The organism is Mesorhizobium sp. EU05-FHT14A09, from assembly GCF_058790995.1.
The window spans coordinates 1-22,511 of sequence record NZ_JBYTDF010000004.1 but is presented as its reverse complement, the minus strand read 5'-3'; the positions used below and the strand labels follow the sequence as shown (position 1 = coordinate 22,511).

The window sequence follows — 22,511 nt, the reverse complement described above, 5'->3', positions numbered from 1 at the left end:
AGGAAGAGCATGAAAGGAAATATGTCTGGTCTGCTCGCATCCGTGGCGGTTTTTGCCACGGCAACGTTGCTGGCGAGCGCTTCTTGTGCGCAGGACGCGATTTCAATCACGCAATATGCCAGCCACAGCAAGGAATGGGTCGTCTATGACCGGTCGAGCTGCAAGTTCGTGCCGGCCAAGGATCACCCTGAAAAATACGAAGCGAAGCTGCGCAAGGCCGCCAAGCCGCTGAAATTCGCATTCATCCAGCCGCTGACCACGGGACCGTTCATGGCCAAGTGGACGCCGGGCATGGAGAAGGCAGCGGCGGATGCCGGTGTCGAACTGCGGCTGTTCGATTCACAATATCCAAGCACCACACAGCCGCTGGTGGTTGCCGATACCGTTGTCCAGTACGCGCCGGACGTGGTGCTGGAAGGCACCGAGGTGGACGCGGTGCTGCCGGCACTGATGAAGAAATATGACGGTGCCTGCCTGCCGGTGGTGCTGGCGGACCTCGTGCCGCCACCCAACGCGATCTTCTTTGCCGCGCAGCAGGCGGATGTCGGTCGGGTTGCCGCCGAATATGCGATCGAGGTTGCCAGGAAGCGTGGCTGGGAAGCGAAGGATATCTGGGCGGTTTCCTGCGCCAACACAGAGGTCGGCAGCTCCGAAAACGGTCCGCATGCCCGTGTCTCGACATTCCAGAAGAAAGTGGTGGAAGCCTTCCCCGGAATGCCGGCGGAGCAGGCGACGCTGCTCGATTGCCGCCAGGCTGAAGGATCGCTCGAGGCGCGTTCCAAGGTGACCGACTGGCTGACCGCGCATCCCGGCGCCAGATATGTGATCTCCAACGCCATCACCGACGTGCAGGCGCTCGGCATGTATGCCGCCTACAAGGCGGCGGGCCTGGGCGAGCGGGCCATATTGATCGGAACGGATGTCGATCCGGGTGCGATGGCGATCGTCAATGGCGGTGATCCGACCTTCGTCGGCGATGTCAGCCAGGCTCCGGAACTGCGCGGCGTCTACCAAATATCCCTGGCGCTCGATATCGCCGAAGGGTTGCCGGTGCCCACCCAGGTGTTCTCCGAGCCGGTGGTCGTCCATCCGTAAGGCTGGCCGTTGAGCCTGGCCCAACGGCCGGGCTCTATTCTTTCCCGAAATCCGAGCGGACATTTGTCCGGCTGATCTCTCATGAGGCGAGGCCCGATGGCAGCGACCGAACCCTATCAGACACAAAGACCGTCCGGTTCAGGCGGGAGGCGCGAAGCCATCCGCTTGCCGGAACAGAGCGGTCTCATAGCGACCATCGTCGCCCTGGCGATCGCCATCACCTTCCTCAGCCCTTATTTCCTGACCCCGACCAATTTCGCCAATATCGGCGTCGCCGTTTCGGTGACCGCGATCATGGCCTTCGTTGCCACGATCGTGCTGATCAGCGGTGGGCTCGACCTGTCGCTGGGTTCCGTCGTGGCATTGAGCGGCATCGCGCTTGCCCAGGCCACGGCTTCGGGAATGCCCGGCTGGGTCGCCATCCTTTTTGCCCTGGCGGTCGGCCTCATCTGTGGCGGGCTGAACAGCCTGCTGATCGTACGCGTCGGCATCAACCCCTTCATCGTCACCATCGGCACGCAGTTTCTTTATCGCGGCATTGCCCATGCCTGGTCGAGCGGCGGCGGCAATGCCATCCTGGTGCAGAACGGGCTGATCGACTTCATAGGCAATGGCCGGGTGCTGGGCGTGCCATTCCCGATCTATGTCATGCTGGCGGTTCTGTTGGTCGTGTTCGTCATCCTGCGCTACACGCGGCTCGGCGCGCATATCTATGCCATCGGCGGCTCGGAATCGGCCGCGCTCAGGGCCGGTATTTCCGTGCCGCGCGTCCGGGCCATCGTCTATTGCCTGTCCTCGCTGTCGGCGGCCGTCGCCGGCATCGTGCTGGTCGGGATCACCGGTGCCGGCATTTCGATGGCGGGCACGGGTTCCGAGCTCACCGTGGTCGCCGGTGTCATCCTGGGCGGCACCAGCCTGCTCGGCGGGCGTGGCTCGGTCGGTGGCACATTGCTCGGCGTCATCATGCTGGGCGTTCTCAACAACGGGCTGACGCTGCTCGGCGTACCGGCCTACTGGCAGATCATCGTCCAGGGACTCGCGCTGCTGCTCGCGGTGCTGGCCGATGAACTGCGGCGCAAGGCGAGGGAGAGATCATGAGCCCGGTACTCGAAGCACGCGGCCTGACCAAACGTTATGGGCCGATCGTGGCGGCAGATTCGCTCGACTTTTCGATCTCGCGCGGCGAGGTGGTGGCACTGGTCGGCGACAATGGCGCCGGCAAGTCGACACTGGTGAAGATGCTGTCGGGCGTGATCCGGCCCGACGAGGGCGAGATCCTGCACAATGGCGTGCCGGTCAATCTCGCCAGCCCGCAGGATGCCCGCCTGCGCGGCATCGAGACGATCTACCAGGATCTGTCGCTGGCGCCGAACCGTGATGTCGTCGCCAATCTCTATCTCGGCCGGGAGGTCATGGTAGGCGGTTGGCTGAAGCCGTTCAACATCCTCGACCGCAAGGCGATGACCGAAACTAGTGGCACGTTGCTGCGCGAACTCGGCGCCAAGATCGGCTCGATCACCGGTGTGCCCGTCGGTCGGCTTTCCGGCGGCCAGCAGCAGGCGATCGCCATTGCGCGTGCCGCCGCATGGGCCAAGGACGTGCTGTTCATGGACGAACCGACCGCCTCGCTGGGCGTCGAGCAATCCCAAGCGGTGCTGTCCCTGGCCCGCAAGGTCGCGGCAAAGGGCGTCGCGGTGGTGCTGATCACGCATATCCTGCCGCATGTCGTCGAGGTCGCCGATCGCGTCGTCGTGCTCAAGCAGGGGCGCATCATCGCCAACCGCGCGGCGACCGACGTCGACACCGAACAGCTGATCCGCCTGATCGTCGGTTTCGACCTGGAGCGTGTCAGCCGGCCCGTGCCGGCCGAACAAGCCGCCTTGTCGTCGGGACACTGATGGTCCGATGATGCGCCTGGCCTGCAGCGATTATTCCTTTCCGGCATTGCGGCGGCGCGAGCGCTTGCAGCTCGTCCGCCTGCTCGGGTTCGACGGCGTCGTGATGGAGCTGTTTCTCGACGATGATGCGCAGATGGCGGCCTTCGTGCAGGGCTGGCGCGAGCAGGCCGCGGCGGCGCGGCAGGAGCTCGTCTCCGCCGGATTGCGCATCGAGGATCTGTTCCTGATCCTGCGCGGCGGCGATTTTTCCGGCGGTGCCGTCAATGCGCCGGACGGCGCATGGCGCCGGCGCGCGCGGACTGTTTTCGAAACGGCGGTGCGTTTTGCCGTGGAGCTTGGCGCGCCGGCGGTGACCGTCCTGCCAGGCACGCCCTGGCCGGGTGCTTCGCAGGCGGGCTGGCGCTGCTGCGTCGACGAACTGGGATGGCGTGTCGACAGGGCGGAACATGCGGGCATCGGGCTGCGCATCGAACCGAATATGGGCTCGATCGCCTCGACACCAGAACTGGTGGAACATCTGCTGGCCGAGGTGCGGGGGCTGGCCCTCGTGCTGGATGTCTCGCACTTCGCGGCACAGTCGATCGGCTTCGATCGCGTCCTGCCGCTTGTGCGCTCGGGACGGGTCGATCTCGTTCATGCGCGGGCTGCGCGGCCCGGTGAAATCCAGGTCGAATGGCTGCGCAACGAGACCGACTTCGCCGCGCTGTTCGAGGCTCTCGCCGGCGCGGGCTGCGCAGGTGCCGTCTGCGTCGAATACACGCCGATGAGGCAATGGCGGTGCAACACCATGGATGTGCTGACCGCGATCGTGGAAACCAGAGCCGCGCTCGAGCCGCTGATTGCCGGGGCAGCGCGTCATAGTGGAGGACTGCAATGACCACTTTCCCCGGCGACATCCACACGCATGTGTGGTTGCGCGAACATATGTCGGATGAGTTCGCCCACGACCTGCGTCAGGTCTGGCCCGATGTCGACAGGGTCGATGCCTCGCCCGAGGCGCATTGGCAGGCCGTTGCCGGCACAACCAGGCGTTCCGTCGTTCTGGCCTTCGATGCGCGCCATTCCGGCCTGATCGTGCCGGACGACTATGTCGCGGATTATGTCAGCCGCGACCGCAGCCGGCTGGTCGGTTTCACCTCGGTCGACCCGATGCGCCCCGACGCGCTGAAACGGCTGGCGCACGGCGTCGAGGGGCTTGGCATGGGCGGCGTCAAGCTCGCGCCCACCTATCAGGGTTTCGACCCGCTGTGTGCGGAAGCCTTCGCGCTCTACGCACGCATCGAAGCCTATGACCTGCCGATCATCTGGCACCAGGGCGCGACCTTCGTGCGAAACTCTGTGCTGAAATACGCGCTGCCCTACCAGATCGACGAAATTGCGCGCACCTTTCCGAAGATGCGCATCATGATCGCACATATGGGCCATCCCTGGATCGACGAATGCATCGTCGTGGTGCGCAAGCACCCCAATGTCTTCGCCGACGTGTCCGGTCTGGAGGGACGACCGCGCCACTTCCGCAACGCGCTGCTTTCGGCCGCCGAATATGGTGTTGGAAAGAAGCTCCTGTTCGGAACCGACTATCCGTTCGCAACGGCGGATGTGGTCGACCGTGCGCTGGAACGGACGCTTGGCGACAATCCGCCGGACGATCTTGCCCGGCTGGTCGAGCATGTACGCACCACCGACCCCTTCGAGACCGTGGGTTTCTGAGCATGAAGATCACTGACATCGAGGTCGTCGTCATCGAGGCGCCCGGCGACTACGGCTCGGAAGCCGGTGGCGATGTCCACGGCCAGAAGCAGAGCTGTGTGTTCATTGTGCGCACCGACGAGGGCATCACCGGCTATTCGCAGATCGAAAGCCAGCCGCACGTCGCCGCAGCGATCGTCGGCGCGCCCGGCGAGGCTTCGGGCCTGTTCTCCGGGCTGAAGGCGCTGGCGCTCGGACAGGACCCGATGCAGGTCGAACCCTTGTGGTCGAGGCTCTACCAGGGCTCCTACTATTACGGGCGGCGCGGCGCCGTGGTGCAGGCCATCAGCGGCGTCGATCTCGCTTGCTGGGATATCATGGGCAAGGCAACCGGCCTGCCGGTCGCCACGCTGCTCGGCGGCAAGCGGCGGGATCGGGTGACGGCTTATGCCAGCACTTTGTTCCGCGACACCCCGGCGGCAAACCGCGACGCCGGGCGCATCTATCGCGAGCAGGGGTTCCGCGCCGCGAAATTCGGCTGGGGGCCGTTCGGCGCCGAGCTGAAACGTGACGTCGCGCTCGCCGAGGCGGCCCGTGATGGCTTGGGTGACGACCGCGAACTGATGATCGATGTCGGCTGGCGCAAGCGGCGCACGGTACGCGAGACGGTCCAGCTCATCCGCGCCATCGAGCATGTCCGGCCGTATTGGGTGGAGGAGCCGTGCCTGCCGGACGACTATGATACCTACAGGCGCGTCGTCGAGCAGGTCGGCGTTCGTGTCGCCGCCGGTGAAGCCGAGACAGGGATGACCGAGTTTGCCCGCCTGGTGAACGATGTCGGCATCGATGTGCTGCAGCCGGATCTGTCGCGCTGCGGCGGCCTGACCGTGGCGCGCAAGATCGCCTATCTGGCCGAAAGCGCCAATGTCGAACTTTGCCCACATGCCTGGGGATCGGAAATCCTGACCGCTGCGACCTTGCATTTCGTGGCTTTCCTGCCGCGCGAGACCTTCATCGAATTCAACACTGCCGGCGATGCCGTCAGCCGCGAGCTGCTGGCCGAACGGCTGGTGTTTGAGAATGGCGAGGTCAAGGTGCCGGATGGTCCTGGCTTCGGCATCGCGGTGGATGAGGAGCGACTGATGTCACTGAAGGTGGCGTCATGAGCTCGCGTCAGCGGACCGCGATCGTTACCGGGGCGGGCGGTGGCATCGGGGCCGCCTGCGCGGCGGCGATCGCAGCAGGCGGCGTGCATGTGGCACTCTTCGATATCGACGAGACGGCGGCTCAGCACGCGCTCGCCGAGATCGAGGCCGCCGGCGGCAGTGGCACGGTTCATCGCGTCGACTGCGGCGACCCTGAAGATGTCGAGAACGCGGTGGCGGACCATGTCGCCCGCCATGGCAGCGTCGACATCCTGGTCTCGGCCGTCGCGCTGGAGAAACATGGCCGGCTGCTCGACACCGATGCGGCTTCGCTGCGCGATTCGTTCGACGTCACCGTGGTCGGCGCCTTTGCCCTGATACGCACGGCGGCGACCGTAATGGTGGCACATGGCGGCGGGCGCATCGTCGTCATCAGTTCTCCGCACGCGATCCGCCCCTTCGCGGGGGCGCTGTCCTACAATGTGGCGGAGGCGGCATTGCGCCAGCTCGCTTTGACGGCAGCGCATGAGCTTGCCGAGTATCGCGTCTCGGTCAATCTCGTCGAACCGGGCTGGACCGACACGCCCGGCGAACGGCTCTTCTATTCGGAAGAATTCCTCGCCGAAAGCGCCAGCAAGCTGCCCTGGAAGCGCCGCGCCCAGCCGCGGGAGATCGCCGCCGCGGTCGCCTATCTCGTCTCCGACGCGGCCGACTATGTCAGCGGCACGACCTTGCGTGTCGACGGGGCGATGGGCGTGTCGATGGCGCGCCTGCCCGGATTGGAGGGTTGAGATGAAGATCGTCTGCATCGGCGCGCATCAGGACGACGAGATGCATTGTCTCGGCACCTTGCTCAAATATCGCCGTCGCGGCGACGAGATCGGCTTCATCTGCGTTGCCAATGGCGACAAGGGGGCCTCCTGGGATCCTAATGCCAGGCCGGATGAAATCGCGGCCCTTAGGGACACCGAGATGCGCCGTGTGGCGGCTGCCCTGGATGCCGAATACGTCTGTCTGGGCCAGCCCGACGGTTTCATCGCCGACAGCACCGGACTTCGCCTGCAGATGATCGAAGCGGTGCGTCGCCTGCGCGCCGATGTGATCTTCACCCATTGGAAGGCCGACTACATTCCCGATCACACCGAAACCGGCAGGCTCGCCGAGCATGCGGCGCTCTACGCCCAGATCGCTTCGGTGAAGACCGGCAACGCCGCGCTCGAGAACGCGCCGGTCATCTTCTACATGCATCCCGGTGACGGCTATGGCTTCGAGCCGACGCATTTCGTCGAGCTCGAGGCGGATGTCCTCGCCGAGAAGCTGCGCATCCTGCGCTTGCATGAAAGCCAGATGGCGGTGATGCGGTCGCTGCGCGGCTATGACTATGCCGACATCATAGAGGCGGATGCGCGCCGACAGGGTGCCCGCGTGATGCGGTCCTTCGCCGAGAGTTTCCGGCCCTGTACCATGGAAAGGCGTACGCCGCTGGCAAACCTGCTTCCGTAACCGCTGAACCATCGCACGGAAATCCTCGATGCCGGGAGCGCGCTCCCGGTAAACGCCCCGCCATTGCCTGGAGGTCATCATGCTTGCCGCCTATTACACAGGTCAGAAGTCATTCACGGTGGAAGAGACCGTGCCGCGACCGCCGGCTGCCGGAGAGGTACAGCTCGACGTCGCCTATTGCGGCGTCTGCGGCACCGACCTGCATGTCTATCTCGGACACATGGACCCGCGTGTCGGCAACCATCGCGTCATCGGCCACGAGATGTCGGGCACGGTGACGGCGGCCGGCGAGGGCGTGTCGGCGTTTTCGCCCGGCGACCGCGTCGTCGTGCGGCCGCTGAGCGCCTGCGGTCGCTGCCCGGCCTGTACCGCCGGGCTGGACCATATCTGCCACAACCTCAAATTCCTCGGCCTCGATACCGATGGCGCCATGCAGGAAAGCTGGACGGTGCCGGCCGCCGTACTGCATCGCCTGCCGGACGGCCTGTCGATGAGAGACGCCGCGCTGGTGGAACCTGTCGCCGTTGCCTGCCATGACGTCGCGCGCGGCCGCGTCAACCCGGGCGAGGATGTGCTGGTCATCGGCTTCGGACCGATCGGCATGCTGATCGCCCTGGTGGCGCGCCATGTCGGAGCGAAGGTCACCGTGGCTGAAGTAAACCCCTACCGCCTCGACATCGCAAGGAAGCTCGGTCTCATCGCAGTCGACCCGGGCGATCCGCAAACCGAAAAAGCGCTGGCCGATGCCACTGGCGGCAAAGGCATTGATGTCGTTTTCGAGGTTTCGGGAACGCAGCCCGGCGTCGCGCTGATGACGGCAGTGGCGGCCGCGCGCGCCCGCATCGTCATGGTTGCCATTCACGCCTCCAAGCCCAGTGTCGACCTTTTCCGATTCTTCTGGCGCGAGCTGGAACTGATCGGTGCCCGTGTCTATCGTCCGGAGGATTTCGACCACGCCCTGGCGTTGCTGGCCGATGGTGTCATCGCGGCCGACCTGATGATCACGGACATCCTGCCGCTTCGCGACATCGCTTCGGCCTTCGCACGCCTGGAAGGCAATGCAACAGCCATGAAAACGCTGATCGCCTGCAAGGGAGAATGAGATGAGGCAGAAATTTTCGCTCGCCGGCCGTACGGCGCTGGTCACGGGATGCCGTCGCGGCATCGGCGCTGCCATAGCGATCGCCCTGGCGGAAGCAGGCGCCGATATCGTCGGGGTCAGCAAGAACCTCGAGCCTGGCAGCAGCGTCGAAAAGACCGTTCGGGAAACTGGGCGCGGTTTCACGCCATACCAGTGCGACATGGGAAACCGCGATGACGCCCATGCACTTGTCGACAGCCTCGCCCGCTCGCATCCGCGCATCGACATACTGGTGAACAATGCTGGCATGATCAGCCGTTCGCCGGCGCTCAGCCATGGCGAAGAGGCCTGGGACCAGACCCTGGAAGTGAACCTCACCTCGCAATTCATCCTGGCGCAGGCGCTCGGGCGTGGCATGGTCGAGGTCGGCTTCGGCCGTATCATCTTCATCGCCTCCCTGCTGTCGTTCCAGGGAGGCATCAATGTTGCCGCCTATGCCGCCAGCAAGGGCGCTGTCGCGCAACTGACCAAGGCGCTGGCCAATGAGTGGGCGGCCAGCGGCGTGACCGTCAATGCGCTGGCGCCGGGCTACATCGCGACCGACAATACACAAGCCCTGCGTGCCGACCGGCAGAGGAACGAGGCGATCCTGGGGCGCATCCCGGCGGGCCGATGGGGCGAGGCCGCCGATCTTGGCGGGCCGGCTGTCTTTCTGGCGTCCGATGCCGCTGCCTATGTCAATGGCACGGTGCTTACAGTCGATGGCGGCTGGATGGGGCGCTGAGGCTGTGCCGCTGCGTCAGGCCTGCGACAGCACCTGCGGATGCAGCGTTACCGACACCGAGAGATTGACCGGCCTGTTTTCGCTGTCATAGGCGATCTGGTCGATGATCAGGGCGGCTGCCGGCGGATCGACCTGGAGCAGCGTCACTTCTTCGCTAGTCAGCAGTCGCGCGCTGACGATCGTCTCGCCGCGCACCGGGACGACAGAATACCGTTCGCGCAGTTCGCCATAGAGCGAGCGATTGCCGCTCGACCAGTCGAGGTCGAGCAGGCCGGGAGCGGTTGCCGGTGACAGCCAGTCCTCCTGCACGGTGACCGGCACGTCGTCGAGAAAGCGCAGGCGCCTGAGATAGACGACGTCAGCGCCGTCCGGCAGGAACAGCGGCCGGGTGATTTCGCGATCAGCCTTGCCGACCCAGCCTGCGATCAGGCGGCTGCCTGGCTTGCGGTTGGTGGTAATTGCCGTCGATGTGAAGCTCTTCAGGAGGTCGAGCTCGAAGGGTTTGGTCTTGCCGCCGGTAACATAGAAGCCCTTGCCGGGGTGGCTGGCGACATAGCCGTCATGCTCCAGATCTTTCAGGGCCTGCCGCACCGTGATCCGGCTGACGCCGAGCAGTTCGACCAGCTCGCGTTCCGAGGACAGTTTCGAATTGAGCGGCTGCCGTCCGTTCTCGATCAAGTTCATGATGTGTCGTCGAACCTGCATGTAAAGCGGCGCCGGATCGTTGCGGTCGAGTGGCTGGATGGGACGGGCGTCCTTCAACGATGATCTCCAATTGGGCGGATGCCGCTATCGCCGAACCGGCGCAAGGCATCGGGAATCTTCTGGCACGCCGGCCTGTGCTTAAGCAAGAAATGTTCATTGACATTACTGGTTATATCCAGTTCTAATTGGCTTGTCACGGCACAGCATGAGGCACAGATGAAGCTGACATTGATCGGTGGTGGAGGCGTTCGTGCGCCATTGTTCGTAGGGTCGGCCCTGCGGCGTGCCGAGCGAAGCGGGCTGACGGAAATCTGCCTTCACGACATCAATGCCGAGAAGCTTGAGGTCTTCGGTACGCTGAGCTCCGAACTCGCCACGCGCATGCAGTCGCGGGTGCGCATATCGACTGCCTCGGACACCGAGCGCGCACTCGACGGAGCTTCCTACGTCGTCACCACGGTCCGTCCCGGCGACGAGGAGGGGCGCATCAAGGATGAGCGCATCGCGCTTGCCCACGACGTGCTGGGGCAGGAGACCACGGGACCAGGTGGCTTCGCCATGGCGCTGCGCAGCATCCCCGTCATTCTCGACTATGCCGCGCAACTGCAGCGGGTCAGTCCCAAGGCCTGGCTGTTCAATTTCACCAATCCGGCCGGCCTGGTCACGCAGGCTCTGCAGGATGCCGGCTTCGATCGCGCCATCGGCATCTGCGACGGTGCAAATGGCGCTCAGGAAGCCATCGCTTCGCGCTTTCATCTGCCGCAGAACGATGTCCGCACCGAGGTCTTCGGCCTGAACCACCTGTCATTCACGCGGGCGGCCTATGTGAACGGTAAGGAGGTGCTGCAGGACCTGCTCGACGACGACGATTTCCTGGCCTCGACCTCGCAGCGCATGTTTTCGCCGTCGGTCGTGCGCCGTCATCGCCTGTGGATCAACGAGTATCTCTATTACTACTACTACGCGGAAAAGGCGGTTGCCGCCGTGCAGAACGACAAACGCACCCGCGGCGAGGAAGTGCGCGATCTCAACCGTTCGCTGATGGCCCGGTTGAAGGAGATCGGCGTCACGCAAAATGCCGATGAGGCATTGTCTGCCTATTTCGCTTATGAGCAGCGCCGCAATGCAACCTACATGCATTATGCTCGCGGAGATGCGCCCAGCATGGAAGAAGCCGACCAAAATGCCACCCTGCCGGAGGAGACGACCGGTCATGAAGGGGAGGGCTATGCCGGGGTCGCGCTCAACCTCGTCGATGCGCTGCAGACCGGCGTCCCTTGCTACAGCGGGCTCAACATCCGCAATGGCGATGCCATCGACGGCCTGCGCGCCGACGATGTGGTGGAAGTGAGCTGCGTCATCGACAAGGAGGGCGTGCGTCCGACCAAGATCGGCGCGATGCCGGAAGCGCAGTCGCAGCTTGTCCAGAACGTCAAGCACTACGAACGGCTTGCAGTCGCGGCGATCCGCGAGCGCCGTCGCGATATCGCGGTTGAGGCGCTGGCGGCGCATCCGCTGGTGTTGTCCTACTCGCGAGCCGAGCCGCTGGTGGACGAATATCTCAGGGCGCATGCCGCCTATGTCGGCGAGTGGCGCTGATGACGAAGCCCGCGCCGGCCAATCGTTACGATGTCATGGTCGTGGGGGAGTACTACTACGACCTGATCTTCACCGATCTGCCAACGTTGCCGAGCTTGGGAACCGACATCTGGGCGAGGAGTTTCGACGACCTGCCGGGTGCCAGCTACACGACAGCGCTGGCGTTGACGCGGCTGGGGCTGAAAGCCGGCTGGTGGTGCGGTTTCGGCACCGACATCTTCAGCCGCATGGTGCTGGACGAGGTACGGCGCGAAGGCATCGATGAAGGGCTTTTTCAGTGGCATGACGGCCCGCTGCGTCGGGTGAGCGCCGCTTTCTCCTTCCAGCACGATCGCGGCTTCATCAGCTATGTCGACGAACACGACCGCGATCCCACGACCGATGACGTCGAGGTCGCGCAGCCGCTTGTGTTGATGCTGCAGGGGTTTTCCAGAAGCACCGAGCGGCTTGCGCTGATCAAAGGGGCGCGCCGGAATGGCGTGCTGGTCTGCGGCGAGTGCCAGCATCTCGATTTCGGCATCGGGTCCGAAGGTGTTGTCGATGTGCTGCAGGCGCTGGATCTGTTCGTGCCCAACGAGAGCGAAGCCATCCAGTTCACCGGAGCGGCGGATGCGGAGGCTGCGCTTGAGATTCTGTCTCACCATGTGCCGACGGTGGTGATCAAGCGCGGCGCTAACGGCGCCATCGCCAGCCATGAAGGGCGCCGTTACGCGGTGCCTGCTCCAAAGGTCAAGGTGGTCGACACGACCGGGGCCGGCGATTCCTTCAATGCCGGCCTGATCTATGGCGTGCTGCGTGGCGCGCCATTCGAGGAGGCGCTCCGTTACGCGGTCATCTGCGGCACGCTCTCCACCACCGACTATGGCGGTCGCGCCTTGCCGCGCGAAGCCGACCTGCTCGCGCATGTCTCGCAAGACGGGAAGGAGAGGCACGCGCGATAGCCACTCACTGACATCATCCGTAACAACAGAGGGAACAAGACAATGATGATGAGATCCATCGCGCTCGGCGCGGCCATGCTTTTCTCTGCCACGGCAGCGCCTGCCTGGGCCGACAGCGTCTCCATGTTCTGCGGCGCCAGCGAGTATGAGCTCTGCGCCAAGGCTGCTGCCGGCTTCAAGGAAAAGACCGGCAATGAGGTGAAGATCACCAAGATGCCGGCGTTGCTCGACGACGCCATCCCGATCTACCAGCAGTTGCTGGCCGCCCAGTCCACCGATGCCGACGTGCTGTTCATCGACGTGATCTGGATCGGCATGCTCCAGCGCAACATGCTGGACCTGAAGCCGCTGGTTCCGGCCGAGGAAGTGGCGCAGCATTTCCAGTCGACCATTGACGCGGCCACCACCCAGGATGGCCGGCTGGTGGCGCTGCCCTGGTACATGGACACCGGGCTGATGTACTACCGCAAGGACCTGCTCGAGAAATACGGCAAGCAGGCGCCGAAGACCTGGGACGAACTGACCGAAACGGCCAAGTTGATCCAGGAGAAGGAAAGGGCGGCCGGCAATGCCGACCTGTGGGGCTTCACCTGGCAGGGCAAGAGCTATGAGGGCTTGACGTGCGATGCCATCGAATGGGTAGCCTCCAGCGGTGGTGGCACGATCATCGAGCCGGATGGTAAGGTCTCGATCAACAACCCGGCGGCAGCCAAGGCGCTGACGCGCGCCAAGGACTGGGTCAAGACGATCAGCCCGGAAGGCGTACTCGGCTATGACGAAGAAACCTCGCGCGCAGTGTTTGAGGCAGGCAACGCCGTCTTCCATCGCAATTGGCCTTATGTGTGGGGCACTTCGCAAGCCGACGGTTCCAAGGTCGCCGGCAAGGTCGGTATGATGGCGCTGCCTGTTGGTGCCGACGGCCAGAAGTCGAGCGGTTGCCTTGGCCCGATGTATCTCGGCATTTCCAAATACACGGCCAAGCCTGAGCTCGCGACGCAGCTGCTGCGCTATCTCGTTGGGCCTGAAGTCCAGAAGATGCGCGCCATCGAAGGCGCCTACAACCCGACGCAGAAGTCGCTCTACAGCGACAAGGACGTGCTGGCGAAACTGCCGTTCCTTGCCGACGCGCAGGCGGCGTTCGACGGTTCGGTGGCGCGTCCGTCCGGCTATACCGGATCGAGCTACAACCGTGTCTCGCAAGCCTTCTACCGTGCCGTCCACGAAATCATCGCCGACGGCGCCGATGTCGACAAGACGCTGACCGATCTTGCCGGTCGGCTGGAGAAGCTGAAGGAAAGCCGCTAGCTTTCGCGATCGGTTCCGGCGTCGGACGGCGCCGGAACCGTCCATTGTCTTTCCAACTCTTTTTTGACGCATGATCTTGTCCGAAAAGTCTGCAATTTTTTGCTACGCGGACCTTCGGGATCATGCTCTAGCCAGAGGATGCCATGGCATCAGTCGCCTTGCGCTCAGTGTCCAAGTCGTTTGGCCACGTTCCGGTCATCACCGGCGTCGATCTCGAAATCGCCGACGGTGAACTCGTCGTCTTCGTCGGACCTTCGGGTTGCGGCAAGTCGACCCTGCTGCGCCTGATCGCGGGACTGGTGCCGGTGGGCGCGGGCGACGTCGTCATCGACGGCGAGGTGGTGACGGACATTCCTGCCTCGAAACGCGGCATCGCCTTCGTCTTCCAGAGCTATGCGCTCTACCCGCACATGACGATCGCCCGCAACATCGGTTTCGCGCTGGAGACGCTCGGCCTGTCGCGACAGCAGATCGACGCCAAGGTGGCGGAAGTCGCGGCGACGCTGAAGATCGATCATCTGTTGGCACGCCGCCCGCGCGAACTCTCCGGCGGGCAGCGCCAGCGCGTCGCGATCGGCCGCGCGCTGGTGCGCCAGCCCGAAGTGTTCCTGTTCGACGAACCGCTGTCCAATCTCGATTCCGATCTGCGCATGGAAATGCGCATGGAGATTGCCAAGCTGCACGCCAATCTGGCGGCGACGATGATCTATGTCACCCACGACCAGGTCGAGGCGATGACGCTGGCCGATCGCATCGTCGTCCTGAACAAGGGCCGCATCGAGCAGATCGGGACGCCGCAGCAGCTTTATCATGCACCGCAGAACCGTTTCGTCGCCGGCTTCATCGGCAGCCCGCGTATGAATTTCATGGCTGTTTCGGCAAAGGCTTCCGGTGCCGATTGCAACTTGCGGGGACCGGGAAACCTGTCGCTCGATGTCACGCTTTCCGGTTCCGGTCTGCCGGCGGAAATCGGCATCCGGCCGGAAGCGCTGTCGATCACCGCGCAAGGGCCGGGGAAGGTCACCGGCACGCTCGAGCGGCTGGAAGACCTCGGTCATGAACATCTCGCTTATGTGCGCATCGCGCCGGATGTCGCCTGGTCGATCAGGCTGCCGAATGCGCTGGGCAAGGTCGCGGCCGGCACATCGGTCGGCCTGGACTGGCGCTTCGAGGATCTTTTCGTGTTCGACAGGGATGGACAACGGCTCGATCATTCGCTGAGCCACGAGCGCTCCGCCGCCGCCAATGGAGTCGTGGCGTGAAGACCCGGCTAGAACGGCGCGAGCATCGATCGGGGCTGCTGTTCGTCGCGCCGCTGATCGCCGTCCTGATCCTGGTGGCCGGCTGGCCACTGGCGCGCACGCTGTATTTTTCGTTCACGGACGCCTATCTCGACGACAGCGCCAACCATGTCCTGGTCGGCTTCAGCAATTTCGTCGAGGTTGCCGGCGATCCCGTCTGGTGGCGGGCGGTGCGCAACACAGCAATCTTCACGGCGATCTCCGTCACCATCGAAACCGTGCTCGGGCTGGCGATTGCGCTTCTGGTGCATCAGGCCATTCCCGGGCGCGGGCTGGTGCGCGCCGCGATCCTGGTGCCGTGGGCGATGCCGGTGGTCGTCTCCACAAAGATCTGGGAATGGATGCTCAATGACCAGTTCGGCGTGGTCAACCGCGCGATCGTCGGGCTGGGTCTCGCTGATCACGGCGTTGCCTGGGTCGCAAACGGCTCTCTGCTGCTCGGCGTCGTCATCTTCATCGACGTCTGGATGACGACGCCGTTCATGGTGCTGCTTATCCTGGCCGGATTGCAGATCCTGCCCGAGGAGATCTTCGAAGCGGCGGAGGTTGACGGCATTCCTTGGTGGAAGCGGCTGTGGTCGATCACCTTGCCGCTGCTGGCGCCGACCATCGGCGTCGCGGTGCTGTTTCGCGTGCTCGATGCCTTGCGCATGTTCGATCTCGCCTATGTGCTGGCCGGCGCCAACGTCAATGCCATGACGATGTCGATCTATGCGCGCGACCGGCTGATCAACAACCAGGAACTCGGTATCGGCTCAGCCGCTTCGACCATGGTGTTCCTGCTGATTGCTTTCGTGGCAATCTTCATCGTTGGCGCGTTGCGGCTTGATCGCTCGGGAGCGGCGGAACGATGAGCACGCGCATCAAACGCCGCTCGGCAGCCTATTACAGAGCCATGCGCCGCGCGCGCCAGCTTGCCCTTGGCTGCGTTACCGCGCTGCTGCTGTTCTACGTTCTGTTTCCGTACTACTGGGCGATCGTTTCCTCGACCAAGCAGGGGGCGGAACTCTACAATTCGGTGCTGCTGCCGGCGCTGGACTTCCGGCACTACAAGGAACTGTTCCGCGACGCCAATTTCGCCACCTCGATCTTCAACTCGCTCTGTGTCGCCATCTCGACGACCGCGCTGTCCCTAGGCCTGGGCACCCTTGCCGCCTATGCGCTCGGCCGCCTCAATTTTCCGGAGCGGCGTTCGCTGCTTCTGACGGTGCTGATGATTTCGATCTTCCCGCAGGTGGTTGTGCTGTCGGGCATGTTCGAGCTGATCCGCTGGTTCGGCCTCTACAACCGCGTCTGGTCGCTGGTCTTTGCCTATCTTATCTTCACGCTGCCCTTCACCACCTGGGTGCTGACCAGCTTCATTCGTGAGTTCCCGCGTGAACTGGAAGAGGCGGCGATCATGGACGGGTGCTCGCACTGGCGCATCCTGACCAGCATCCTGCTGCCGCTGATGGGGCCGGCGCTGGTCAGCACGGGCCTGCTCGCCTTCATCCTCGCCTGGAACGAATTCCTGTTCGCGCTGACCTTCACCCTGACCGAGGGGAGCCGGACCGTGCCGGTAGCGATCGGGCTGCTGGCGGGCAATTCGCGCTACGAATATCCGTTCGGGCCTATCATGGCCGCCTCGGTTACCGTCACCTTGCCGCTGATCGCGCTTGTGCTGTTCTTCCAGCGGAAGATCGTCGCGGGGTTGACTGCCGGTGCAGTCAAGGGCTGAGTTTCCTAAGCCGGAGCTGGTTTCGCGCGGGCTTGTGCCTCTAGGCCGAGGATGAGGGTCTCGAGCAGGAAGTCGTAGCCCTCGGCGAGCGGGGCGACGTCGCCACTCTTCCAGCGCATGACGAAGGAGCGATTGTACATCTGTGGCAGATGCTGCCTGACCAGTGGAAACCGCGACGCGTCGAGCGCATCGAGACCGGCGTCGAAAGCCTGTACCCATTCGGACCCTTCCGCTGCGCCGTCGGCGGCAAGTTCCATGGTGATGTAGCCTTCCAATGCGCCGACCACGGCGTTGAAAGCATCGATCAGCGATTGCCCCTCGAAACCAGCCTGGGTCAGGGCCTTCAGGATGACCTCGACCCAGGGCGCATTCGGGGCGCCGTTCGAGCGGATATGCGGGCCCAACAGGGGGGCGGCGCGCGGATGCTGGTGGACGCTGGCACGGAAGCGCCGGAATAGGATGCGAATGGTGTCGCGCCAGTCGTCCGGCAAATCTTCGGGGCGCATCAGGCTGGCGATCAGCGAACCCGAGATTTCGGCCAGCAGGTTGGTCTTGTCACCACCGACATGCCAGTAAAGCGCGGCGGGATAGACATTGAGCCGGCGGGCCAGCGCGCGAACGGAGAAGCCTGCCAGACCTTCGTCATCAATCAGCGCAATCGCTGCCTCGACCACACGCTGCCGGGTCAGGCCGATGGCGGCGGCGCGGCCTACGTACCGTTTCCCAGATGCCTGCTTCTTGCGAGCAGACCCTTCCTCTCCATCGGGTGAGGTTACGCTCGAATTCTTCCCCAAACCGCTCATCGTCTCCTGCTGTTTCGAAGTTCAGAAATAGGCCCTATTCGCTTCCGGATCATTCGCCGGTAAAGCCGATGAACTTGCCGTGCAACGCAGCGACCCTGTTCATACGCTCCTCGACAGATGCATCCAGCTCATTGAAAATGGCGTTGATGAGCAGATTGCCGAGGCTGGCCATCTGCGCTGTCGAGTCCCAGAACATGCCCAGCTCGGTCGGCACCACGAACATTTCGTCAGCCAATTCACGGCCCCAGTCGCAGAAGGCGTCGGTGATCAGGGTGATCGGTATTCCTGCCCGATGCGCCTCCTGCGCCAACAGATAGGTCAACCGGGAATAGCGGCGTGCCTCGAAGAGCACCAGCGCCGTCGACTTCGGCGCTGCCAGCAGGATTTCGCTGAAGTTGCCACCAGCGACATCCGCCAGCTGAACGCCGGGCCGCAGGTAATGTAGCTGGGTCGCGAAGTATTGCGCCATGCCGCGCTCGGTCTGGAAGCCTGCGACAAAGAGCTGGGGCACTGCTGCCAGGCGTTGGACCGCACGTTCCCATTCTGCCGTCTTGGCGATTTCATAGATACTGAGCAAGGCAGCGATTTCCAGATCGAGACTGCGGGCGAGCGCATCGCCCTTGTGGCTGCGCTCGCGGAACTCCCGCAGACGTTCACCAGCCAGCCATGGCTGGCCGCCAATGCTGTCCCTGAGATCCGCTTTCAGCTCCTTGAAATGTGCATAACCAAGCGAGCGGCAAAATCGTCCCACGGTCGGCTCGCTCACGCCAACCTTGGCAGCCAGCGTCGCCGAGGTTTCAAATGGCAGGCCACTGAGATTTGCCAGCATGTAGTTGGCAAGCGCCTTGTTCGCACTGCTGGCTGCGGCGAGGCTTTCGGTCAGTCGCTGGCGAACGGATTCAGTCATTTCCATCCTGCATCGAAGTTTTCAGATATGAAAGGTTTCTAACACAATCATGCTTGACGTTTGTTTTCTGTCAAAATAGCTTGGCCTCACCATAGGGCAGGGGCAAGCCGCCTTAGGCATCACAGGGCACAATCAAGCACACACGGCAAGAACCGGCCCTGTCTCAACCGCAAAAAAGCACGATTGACACCAGGAAAAGTATATACATAATGTTTATTGTCCACTGAACAAAAAAGTTCGGGACAGGAGATCGATGAAACCGGGCGCTGGGTGTGGGGTACGGGTTTGTCAGCTCTCGCCGGGTGGAGGCTCGGTACAGACGGACATCGAAGCCGCGCCCGGAGTGGGGAACTCCGGCAACCAAGGGAAGAGAACATGATGATGGAAAAGATCGCCTGTCGTTCGCGTAAACTGCTGATGGGCGCGGCAGTATCTGCGCTGCTGATGGGGGGGGGGGCGGCATTCGCTGCAACGCCTGCCGATACGCTGGTCGAGGCTTATGCTCTCGATGAGATAATCACCATGGACCCGGGCGAGGCGTTCGAACTGTCGACAGCCGAGGTCAATGCCAACATCTATGACCTTCTCGTGCGCTTCGATCTTGCCGACACCACCAAGGTGACGAGCGATCTGGCGGAAAGCTGGACCGTCTCCGACGACAGGCTGACCTACACCTTCAAGCTGAAGCCGGGGCTGAAATTCGCCTCCGGCAATCCGCTCACCGCCGAGGACGTGGCCTACTCCTTCGAACGCGTCATCAAGCTCGACAAGAGCCCGGCTTTCATCCTTGGTCAGTTCGGTCTGACCGGCGACAATGTTGCCGAGAAGGCCAAGGCGACTGGTCCCGACACTTTCGTCTTCACCGTCGACAAGCCCTACGCGCCGAGCTTCGTGCTGAACTGCCTGGCTTCAAGCGTCGGTGCGGTGGTCGACAAGAAGCTGGTGTCTGAAAACGCCAAGGCGATGACGCCGGGCGACGACTACAAATACGACAGTGATTTCGGCAATGACTGGCTGAAGACGCATTCCGCGGGTTCCGGTCAGTTCAAGCTGCGCGAATGGCGCGCCAGCGAAGCGGTCGTCATGGATCGCAACGACAATTACTGGGGCGAGAAGGCCAAGCTCGCGCGCGTCATCTATCGGCACATGAAGGAAAGCTCGGCCCAGCGGCTGGCGCTCGAAGCGGGCGACATCGACATTGCCCGCAACCTTGAACCGAACGATCTCGACGCGGTGTCCAAGACCGGCGACGTTTCCCTCACCAGCGCGCCGAAGGGCACGGTCTACTACATCAGCCTCAACCAGAAGAACTCCAACCTCGCCAAGCCAGAGGTGCGGCAGGCCTTCAAATATCTGATCGATTACAGTGCCATCGGCGATACGCTGATCAAGGGCATCGGCAATGTCCACCAGACCTTCCTGCCCAAGGGCGTGCTGGGCGAACTTGACGAGACCCCGTTCAAGCTGGACGTCGCCAAGGCCAAGGAACTCCTCGACAAGGCCGGTCTCAAGGATGGGTTCTCCGTCACCATGGACACGCGCAACAGCCAGCCGGTGACGGGCATCGCCGAAGCCATCCAGCAGACGGCCGCCGAAGCGGGGATCAAGATCGAGATCATTCCGGGCGACGACAAGCAGACTTTGACCAAGTACCGCGCCCGCAACCACGACATCTATATCGGCCAGTGGGGACAGGACTATTTCGATCCCAACTCCAACGCCCAGACCTTTGCGTCCAATCCCAACAATGCGGATGACAGCAACAACCAGACGCTGGCCTGGCGCAATGCCTGGGATGTGCCGGAACTGAGCAAGGAAACCGAAGCCGCACTTCTGGAGAGTGATCCCGCCAAGCGTGTCGAGATGTACCGGCATCTGCAGAAGGAGGTGCTTGAGAAGAGCCCGTTTGCGATCATCTACCAGCAGACGGAGGTCGCTGGTGTGCGCAACGCCGTCAAGGGCTTCAAGCTGGGGCCCAGCTTCGACACCAATTTCGTCGGCACCGTCACAAAGGAATAACCGGTGGAAACCCGTGGCTTGAGTGCAGCCGAAGCGCAAGCAGAGGCTGACGGCACCCGTGCGTTCGCACTTCTAGCGCATGTCGCCCGCTTCCTGGTCATCGCCGTCATGACCTATCTGGGTCTTCTGGCGGTAACATTCTTCATCGGCCGGGTCATCCCGATCGATCCCGCGCTGGCGATCGTCGGCGACCGCGCGCCCGCAGCGGTGGTCGAACGTACACGACGCGAGATGGGTCTCGATCTGCCGCTGATCCAGCAGTTCTATATCTACATCAAGGGTGTGCTTGCCGGGGATTTTGGCAGGTCGGTGCTGACCTCCAATGCGGTCATGGACGATATCCGCCGTGTCTTCCCGGCGACGATCGAACTGGCGACGATCGGCACGCTCATCGGTGCGGTCGTCGGCATCCCGCTCGGTGTGCTGGCCGCGGTCAGGCGAGGCAGCCTGGTCGATCAGGTGGTGCGCGTCATCGGCCTGATCGGCTATTCGGTGCCGATCTTCTGGCTCGGCCTGCTGTCGCTGGTGCTGTTCTACGCCAAGCTGCGTTGGGCTGCATTCCCGGGTCGTCTCGACATCGCCTACGAGTATTCCTTCACCCCGACCACCGGCTTCTATCTGCTGGATTCAGCCATGCAGAGGCAGTGGGATGTGTTCTGGGATGTGATGCGCCACATCTTCCTGCCGTCCGCGCTGCTCGGCTATTTTTCGCTGGCCTATATCAGCGGCCTGACACGCTCCTTCATGCTGAATGAACTCAGCCAGGAGTATGTGATTGCGGCGCGTGCCAAGGGCGTTTCGGAAATGCGTATCATCTGGGGTCACGCGCTGCGCAATGCGGCGGTACCGCTGGTGACGGTGATCGCACTGTCCTACGCAGGTTTGCTTGAGGGATCGGTGCTGACGGAGACGGTGTTCTCCTGGCCCGGCATCGGGCTCTACATCACCAATTCACTGCAGAATGCCGACATGAATGCAGTGCTTGGCGGCACGGTCGTCATAGGCTCGGTGTTCATCGCCATCAACCTGATCTCGGACCAGCTCTATCGATTGCTCGATCCAAGAACCAAGGCGCAGTGAGCCAGCCGGCCACTGCCACCACTTCCATAGCTGATTTCGGACCGCGACGAGGAGAACAACCCGTGCACGCAATCCATTGGACTCGTCTGTCATGAGCACAGCACCGGCGTTTTCCCGCCGCGAGTGGCTGCTTTCGGAGCAGCCCGCCTCGCGCTGGCAAGCCAGACTCGGCCGCGCTTATGCAACGTGGCGGCGCTTTGTCGCCAACAAGCCGGGCATGCTGGGCCTTTTCATCATCCTGGCGCTGGTGTTCGTCGCGACCTTCGCGAACCATCTGACGGCCTATTCGCCGGTGGTGGGCGATCTCAAGGCTGCCCGCCTGCTGCCACCGTCCGCGCAGCATTGGCTTGGCACCGATGATCTCGGCCGCGACATCTATTCGCGTATCCTTTACGGCACCCGGCTGACATTGCTGGTCGTGGTGCTGGTCGCCGTCATTTCCGCACCCGTCGGTCTGCTGGTCGGTGCCGTCGCTGGCTACGCCGGTGGCTGGACCGATGCGATCCTGATGCGCATCACCGACATCTTCCTCGCCTTCCCGAAGCTGATCCTGGCTCTGGCCTTCGTGGCGGCGCTCGGGCCCGGCATCGAGAACGCCATCATCGCCATCGCCATCACCTCATGGCCGCCTTATGCCCGCATTGCGCGCGCCGAGACGCTGATGGTGCGAGGCTCGGACTATATCAAGGCGGTGCAACTGATGGGTGCGTCACCTGTCCGGGTGGTGCTGCGCCATATCCTGCCGATGTGTACGTCGTCGCTGATCGTGCGTGTCACCCTCGACATGGCAGGCATCATCCTGACCGCGGCCGGTCTGGGCTTTGTCGGATTGGGCGCGCAGCCGCCGTTGCCGGAATGGGGCGCGATGATCGCGTCGGGCCGCCGGTTCATCCTCGACCAGTGGTGGGTGGCAGCCATGCCCGGCATGGCCATCCTCAT

22 protein-coding genes are annotated in these 22,511 nt (G+C 63.2%); 19 read left to right on the top strand and 3 right to left on the bottom strand.

What is annotated here, in order from left to right:
- Positions 1-9 precede the first annotated feature (9 nt).
- The 10 genes from AC3WTO_RS15260 (at position 10) to AC3WTO_RS15215 (ending at position 9,195) form a co-directional block, all read left to right on the top strand.
- Positions 10-1,095, top strand: a complete 1,086-nt coding sequence (locus AC3WTO_RS15260; RefSeq protein ID WP_492461585.1) for a sugar ABC transporter substrate-binding protein — start codon at positions 10-12, stop codon at positions 1,093-1,095.
- Between the two features lie 96 nt (positions 1,096-1,191).
- Positions 1,192-2,193: an ABC transporter permease gene (locus AC3WTO_RS15255; RefSeq protein ID WP_492461584.1), complete on the top strand. Its 1,002-nt coding sequence runs from the start codon at positions 1,192-1,194 to the stop codon at positions 2,191-2,193.
- Entirely contained in the window at positions 2,190-2,993 is an 804-nt protein-coding gene (locus AC3WTO_RS15250; protein WP_492461583.1) for an ATP-binding cassette domain-containing protein, read from the top strand. Before AC3WTO_RS15255 ends, AC3WTO_RS15250 begins: the two co-directional genes overlap by 4 nt.
- Before the next feature lie 7 nt (positions 2,994-3,000).
- Positions 3,001-3,870, top strand: a complete 870-nt coding sequence (locus AC3WTO_RS15245; RefSeq protein WP_492461581.1) for a sugar phosphate isomerase/epimerase family protein — start codon at positions 3,001-3,003, stop codon at positions 3,868-3,870.
- Positions 3,867-4,703: an amidohydrolase family protein gene (locus AC3WTO_RS15240; RefSeq protein WP_492461580.1), complete on the top strand. Its 837-nt coding sequence runs from the start codon at positions 3,867-3,869 to the stop codon at positions 4,701-4,703. Before AC3WTO_RS15245 ends, AC3WTO_RS15240 begins: the two co-directional genes overlap by 4 nt.
- Before the next feature lie 2 nt (positions 4,704-4,705).
- Positions 4,706-5,848 carry a mandelate racemase/muconate lactonizing enzyme family protein gene (locus AC3WTO_RS15235; protein ID WP_492461579.1) on the top strand — a complete coding sequence of 381 codons (1,143 nt, stop codon included), beginning with the start codon at positions 4,706-4,708 and terminating at the stop codon, positions 5,846-5,848.
- The gene (locus AC3WTO_RS15230) at positions 5,845-6,618 is read left to right on the top strand and encodes an SDR family NAD(P)-dependent oxidoreductase (RefSeq protein WP_492461578.1); all 774 of its coding nucleotides are present in this window, start codon (positions 5,845-5,847) and stop codon (positions 6,616-6,618) included. Before AC3WTO_RS15235 ends, AC3WTO_RS15230 begins: the two co-directional genes overlap by 4 nt.
- 1 nt (position 6,619) lies before the next feature.
- Complete coding sequence (locus AC3WTO_RS15225; RefSeq protein WP_492461577.1) at positions 6,620-7,330, top strand: PIG-L deacetylase family protein; 711 nt, start codon at positions 6,620-6,622, stop codon at positions 7,328-7,330.
- A 79-nt stretch (positions 7,331-7,409) separates the two neighbouring features.
- Entirely contained in the window at positions 7,410-8,432 is a 1,023-nt protein-coding gene (locus tag AC3WTO_RS15220; RefSeq protein ID WP_492461576.1) for a zinc-dependent alcohol dehydrogenase, read from the top strand.
- A 1-nt stretch (position 8,433) separates the two neighbouring features.
- The gene (locus tag AC3WTO_RS15215) at positions 8,434-9,195 is read left to right on the top strand and encodes an SDR family oxidoreductase (protein WP_492461575.1); all 762 of its coding nucleotides are present in this window, start codon (positions 8,434-8,436) and stop codon (positions 9,193-9,195) included.
- A 15-nt stretch (positions 9,196-9,210) separates the two neighbouring features.
- Here AC3WTO_RS15215 and AC3WTO_RS15210 read toward each other — a convergent pair whose 3' ends face one another.
- Positions 9,211-9,900, bottom strand: a complete 690-nt coding sequence (locus tag AC3WTO_RS15210; protein ID WP_492462109.1) for a GntR family transcriptional regulator — start codon at positions 9,898-9,900, stop codon at positions 9,211-9,213.
- A gap of 216 nt (positions 9,901-10,116) precedes the next feature.
- Between AC3WTO_RS15210 and AC3WTO_RS15205 the strand changes: the two genes are divergently transcribed.
- From AC3WTO_RS15205 to AC3WTO_RS15180, 6 genes are all read left to right on the top strand, one after another.
- Positions 10,117-11,499: a family 4 glycosyl hydrolase gene (locus AC3WTO_RS15205; RefSeq protein WP_492461574.1), complete on the top strand. Its 1,383-nt coding sequence runs from the start codon at positions 10,117-10,119 to the stop codon at positions 11,497-11,499.
- Positions 11,499-12,440, top strand: coding sequence for a carbohydrate kinase family protein (locus AC3WTO_RS15200; protein ID WP_492461573.1), 942 nt, complete (start codon positions 11,499-11,501; stop codon positions 12,438-12,440). Before AC3WTO_RS15205 ends, AC3WTO_RS15200 begins: the two co-directional genes overlap by 1 nt.
- A gap of 45 nt (positions 12,441-12,485) precedes the next feature.
- Positions 12,486-13,745: an ABC transporter substrate-binding protein gene (locus AC3WTO_RS15195; RefSeq protein WP_492462108.1), complete on the top strand. Its 1,260-nt coding sequence runs from the start codon at positions 12,486-12,488 to the stop codon at positions 13,743-13,745.
- Between the two features lie 143 nt (positions 13,746-13,888).
- Complete coding sequence (locus AC3WTO_RS15190; RefSeq protein WP_492461572.1) at positions 13,889-15,007, top strand: ABC transporter ATP-binding protein; 1,119 nt, start codon at positions 13,889-13,891, stop codon at positions 15,005-15,007.
- Positions 15,004-15,900 (top strand): carbohydrate ABC transporter permease, encoded by an 897-nt coding sequence (locus tag AC3WTO_RS15185; protein ID WP_492461571.1) that lies wholly within the window; start codon positions 15,004-15,006, stop codon positions 15,898-15,900. The genes AC3WTO_RS15190 and AC3WTO_RS15185 overlap by 4 nt, the downstream gene beginning before the upstream one ends.
- Positions 15,897-16,763 carry a carbohydrate ABC transporter permease gene (locus AC3WTO_RS15180; protein WP_492461570.1) on the top strand — a complete coding sequence of 289 codons (867 nt, stop codon included), beginning with the start codon at positions 15,897-15,899 and terminating at the stop codon, positions 16,761-16,763. The genes AC3WTO_RS15185 and AC3WTO_RS15180 overlap by 4 nt, the downstream gene beginning before the upstream one ends.
- A gap of 5 nt (positions 16,764-16,768) precedes the next feature.
- On the opposite strand, the gene AC3WTO_RS15175 is transcribed toward AC3WTO_RS15180, so the two are convergent.
- A complete protein-coding gene (locus AC3WTO_RS15175) occupies positions 16,769-17,566 on the bottom strand; it encodes a TetR/AcrR family transcriptional regulator (RefSeq protein ID WP_492461569.1) in 798 nt (265 codons plus the stop codon).
- Between the two features lie 49 nt (positions 17,567-17,615).
- Positions 17,616-18,473: a MurR/RpiR family transcriptional regulator gene (locus AC3WTO_RS15170; RefSeq protein ID WP_492461567.1), complete on the bottom strand. Its 858-nt coding sequence runs from the start codon at positions 18,471-18,473 to the stop codon at positions 17,616-17,618.
- 375 nt (positions 18,474-18,848) lie between these two features.
- Between AC3WTO_RS15170 and AC3WTO_RS15165 the strand changes: the two genes are divergently transcribed.
- From AC3WTO_RS15165 to AC3WTO_RS15155, 3 genes are all read left to right on the top strand, one after another.
- The gene (locus AC3WTO_RS15165; protein WP_492461566.1) at positions 18,849-20,492 is read left to right on the top strand and encodes an ABC transporter substrate-binding protein; all 1,644 of its coding nucleotides are present in this window, start codon (positions 18,849-18,851) and stop codon (positions 20,490-20,492) included.
- Between the two features lie 18 nt (positions 20,493-20,510).
- Positions 20,511-21,572: an ABC transporter permease gene (locus AC3WTO_RS15160; RefSeq protein ID WP_492461565.1), complete on the top strand. Its 1,062-nt coding sequence runs from the start codon at positions 20,511-20,513 to the stop codon at positions 21,570-21,572.
- Between the two features lie 91 nt (positions 21,573-21,663).
- Positions 21,664-22,511 (top strand): ABC transporter permease (locus AC3WTO_RS15155; RefSeq protein ID WP_492461564.1); only part of this gene is annotated, 848 nt, incomplete at its 3' end.

Coding starts and splice junctions, on each gene's coding strand:
- AC3WTO_RS15260 (WP_492461585.1), top strand. CDS start 10: ATGAAAGGAAATATGTCTGGTCTGCTCGCATCCGTGGCGGTTTTTGCC.
- AC3WTO_RS15255 (WP_492461584.1), top strand. CDS start 1,192: ATGGCAGCGACCGAACCCTATCAGACACAAAGACCGTCCGGTTCAGGC.
- AC3WTO_RS15250 (WP_492461583.1), top strand. CDS start 2,190: ATGAGCCCGGTACTCGAAGCACGCGGCCTGACCAAACGTTATGGGCCG.
- AC3WTO_RS15245 (WP_492461581.1), top strand. CDS start 3,001: ATGATGCGCCTGGCCTGCAGCGATTATTCCTTTCCGGCATTGCGGCGG.
- AC3WTO_RS15240 (WP_492461580.1), top strand. CDS start 3,867: ATGACCACTTTCCCCGGCGACATCCACACGCATGTGTGGTTGCGCGAA.
- AC3WTO_RS15235 (WP_492461579.1), top strand. CDS start 4,706: ATGAAGATCACTGACATCGAGGTCGTCGTCATCGAGGCGCCCGGCGAC.
- AC3WTO_RS15230 (WP_492461578.1), top strand. CDS start 5,845: ATGAGCTCGCGTCAGCGGACCGCGATCGTTACCGGGGCGGGCGGTGGC.
- AC3WTO_RS15225 (WP_492461577.1), top strand. CDS start 6,620: ATGAAGATCGTCTGCATCGGCGCGCATCAGGACGACGAGATGCATTGT.
- AC3WTO_RS15220 (WP_492461576.1), top strand. CDS start 7,410: ATGCTTGCCGCCTATTACACAGGTCAGAAGTCATTCACGGTGGAAGAG.
- AC3WTO_RS15215 (WP_492461575.1), top strand. CDS start 8,434: ATGAGGCAGAAATTTTCGCTCGCCGGCCGTACGGCGCTGGTCACGGGA.
- AC3WTO_RS15210 (WP_492462109.1), bottom strand. CDS start 9,900: ATGCAGGTTCGACGACACATCATGAACTTGATCGAGAACGGACGGCAG.
- AC3WTO_RS15205 (WP_492461574.1), top strand. CDS start 10,117: ATGAAGCTGACATTGATCGGTGGTGGAGGCGTTCGTGCGCCATTGTTC.
- AC3WTO_RS15200 (WP_492461573.1), top strand. CDS start 11,499: ATGACGAAGCCCGCGCCGGCCAATCGTTACGATGTCATGGTCGTGGGG.
- AC3WTO_RS15195 (WP_492462108.1), top strand. CDS start 12,486: ATGATGAGATCCATCGCGCTCGGCGCGGCCATGCTTTTCTCTGCCACG.
- AC3WTO_RS15190 (WP_492461572.1), top strand. CDS start 13,889: ATGGCATCAGTCGCCTTGCGCTCAGTGTCCAAGTCGTTTGGCCACGTT.
- AC3WTO_RS15180 (WP_492461570.1), top strand. CDS start 15,897: ATGAGCACGCGCATCAAACGCCGCTCGGCAGCCTATTACAGAGCCATG.
- AC3WTO_RS15175 (WP_492461569.1), bottom strand. CDS start 17,566: ATGAGCGGTTTGGGGAAGAATTCGAGCGTAACCTCACCCGATGGAGAG.
- AC3WTO_RS15170 (WP_492461567.1), bottom strand. CDS start 18,473: ATGACTGAATCCGTTCGCCAGCGACTGACCGAAAGCCTCGCCGCAGCC.
- AC3WTO_RS15165 (WP_492461566.1), top strand. CDS start 18,849: ATGATGATGGAAAAGATCGCCTGTCGTTCGCGTAAACTGCTGATGGGC.